A 2195-nucleotide genomic window follows, 5' to 3' on the forward strand; every position below is an offset into this window, starting at 1 on the left:
TCCACCCCCTGGACCGTGAGGTGGTCGGGCCAGGCCACCTCCACCGGCGGCTGCAACCGCATCACCGCGCGAAACCCTGCCGGATGCGGCCCGGTGTAGCAGCCGGATCACCGCCGGTCATAGGCGCTCGCTTTGCAGCCGGTGCGCGCGGGCCATGATCCACAGGACGGCATAGCGCATGTCGGGCGTGGCCTGCGCCAAACTCGCCTGCAGGCTCTGCCGCGCGCCCGGGTTGCGCTGCTCCACAACGGCCAGGTGGGCGTTTGCATCGGCCACATCTCGGTCTGCCGCCTGCCGTCCGACCGATGCAACCATCTGGTCATAGGCGCCACCAATGGGCAGAAAGCCAGCGGTGGCGTGGGGGATGAAGTCGACGGCCGGCGGCTGCTCCATCTGCGGCTGCGGCTCTGCGGCGAACATCTCGGGCGCCGGCGGCTCAGGCTCGGGGGCCAAGTCCACCGGCGCCTCAGCCGGGGCAGTCCCATATTGCAGTTCAAACAGCCGGGTGACGTGGGCAACGGCCGCGTCGTGGTCTGGGTGGCTGGCGACCATATAGCCAGGGTTTGCGCGACCCTCCATGGTCGCCGCGATCTCGTCCACCACAAGCGTGGCGCTCGGCGCCGCCGGTGCGGCCGGTGCGGCATCCAGCGCCGCTAGGTTCACTGCATCGGGCGCGCCGGCATTGTCCGCGCCCGGCGAAGTCGCCTGCATGTCGCTCATCGCCCCACCTCCACGCGCGCCGCAGCGCGCACCAGCAGCTTGGCCACCGCCGGGTGGTTGCCCAGGTTGGTATTTTCGAGATGCGCGGTCAGGCCCGGCGTGCGGCGTTCCAAGGCCTTCAGCGCGGCGCGGGCGGCGCCCAGGTTGCGGTCGTAGGCGCCGCCCCATTCCCGGCGCAACGAGCTCTCTGCGCTCTCCGGCGTGAAGGCGTCCGGCCGGGCCGCCACCTCGCTCGCGGCCAGGACGAACTGCCCGGCCTCGGCCTGCGTCGCGCCGATGCTGGCGAGGGCGGTGCCGGCGACGCTCCGAAACTCCACCAGGTCCGCGGCCTCGGCGCCCGGGAATGCGATGGAGTGCAGCCTGTCCGCGATCATCTCCGGCGCCGCGGGCGCCTCGGCTGCGGCTGCGGCTTCATGCACCATGCCGTCCGCGTTGGGGTCGTGCAGCTCGGGCAGGCCGGAGGCCCCCAGGGCGGCCAGGCTGGCGGCGCTGGCCGCGTCGAAGGCCGGATGATGGGCCGGCGCGGCGGCCTGCCCCGGCTCGGGGTAGGCGAGGCGATACAGCCGGTCCCGCTCCGCCATGAGGCCGAGTTTGCCGGCCTCGGTTTTGCCAAGCGCCACATCGCGCCAAGCGGGGCCATCCTCGAAAATCCGGATGGCCTGCAGCGCCGCCTCGGGCGTCATCGTCGGTGCGGCCTGCGTCGGGGCGGGGGTGGTGCTGCTGGTGGTGATGAAGTCGGACATGGTGCTGGGGGTCTCCCGGTCGTGCTGGTGGTGGTCAGGCTGCGGCGGCGGCGTGCGCGTCGTCGGGGTGCGGCTCGGGCAGCGCCGGCATGGGCAGCCGCTCGCGCAGGAAACGATCCTGTTGCGCCGGCCAGGCGGCGCGCGTCGCGGCATCGCGGAACGGGATCGGGCGCTGCTGCGGGATGGGCAAGTGCTGCGGCCATGCGCCGGTCAGGGTCTGCATCGCGCCGTCCATCCGGCCGGCCTGCCAGATGCCAGCCGTGCTCGGCTCGCGCTGCGCCAGGTCGCGGGACAGATCGGCATAGGCGCCCATCGCGGCGGCCATCTCCTCGCTGGCCCGCACCAGCCGCTCCCCGGCCGCCAGGTGCTCGCTATAGACCTGTTCCAGCTCGGCGCGGCGCGCGTGGATCGCATCGACCTGTCGGCGGCGCTCCTCGGCCGCGGCATGGGCCCGCGCCGCTTCCTCGGCCAGCTTGGCGCGATCCTCGGCCAGCTCAAGCTCCTCGCGCGCCTTCGCCAGCGCGGCCGCGGAGGGGGCGCCGGCATCGCCGCGGGCGCGGGCCAGCCGGAAGTCATGCACGCGCTGCTGCGCGGCCAGGAAGGCATCCCGGGCGCGCTCGGCCAGGCTGCGGGGGGCGGTGGTGGCTTCGGTGGTGGTGGTGGTGGTGGTGGTGGTGGTCATCTGGTCCATGGGTTCAGGGGTCCTTGTCGAGAGAGATGAAGGGTGGCGCG

At 73.2% G+C, this 2195-nt stretch carries 3 protein-coding genes; all 3 read right to left on the reverse strand.

Annotation, left to right across the window (positions count from 1 at the left end):
- Positions 1–117: 117 nt before the first annotated feature.
- Genes J3S20_RS29805 through J3S20_RS29815 form a run of 3 tightly spaced genes read right to left on the reverse strand, consistent with a single transcriptional unit; the run spans position 118 to position 2154 of the window.
- Positions 118–720: a hypothetical protein gene (locus tag J3S20_RS29805; protein ID WP_216840561.1), complete on the reverse strand. Its 603-nt coding sequence runs from the start codon at positions 718–720 to the stop codon at positions 118–120.
- Complete coding sequence (locus J3S20_RS29810; protein ID WP_216840562.1) at positions 717–1463, reverse strand: hypothetical protein; 747 nt, start codon at positions 1461–1463, stop codon at positions 717–719. Before J3S20_RS29810 ends, J3S20_RS29805 begins: the two co-directional genes overlap by 4 nt.
- A 34-nt stretch (positions 1464–1497) precedes the next feature.
- On the reverse strand, positions 1498–2154 hold the full coding sequence (locus tag J3S20_RS29815) for a hypothetical protein (RefSeq protein WP_216840563.1): 657 nt from the start codon (positions 2152–2154) through the stop codon (positions 1498–1500).
- Positions 2155–2195: the final 41 nt, after the last annotated feature.

This window comes from Falsiroseomonas tokyonensis (assembly GCF_019024325.1).
GTDB lineage: Bacteria > Pseudomonadota > Alphaproteobacteria > Acetobacterales > Acetobacteraceae > Falsiroseomonas > Falsiroseomonas tokyonensis.

Bases quoted from the DNA above. Each gene is read 5' to 3' on its own strand.
- J3S20_RS29810 (WP_216840562.1), bottom strand. From the start codon at position 1,463: ATGTCCGACTTCATCACCACCAGCAGCACCACCCCCGCCCCGACGCAG.
- J3S20_RS29815 (WP_216840563.1), bottom strand. From the start codon at position 2,154: ATGGACCAGATGACCACCACCACCACCACCACCACCACCACCGAAGCC.
- J3S20_RS29805 (WP_216840561.1), bottom strand. From the start codon at position 720: ATGAGCGACATGCAGGCGACTTCGCCGGGCGCGGACAATGCCGGCGCG.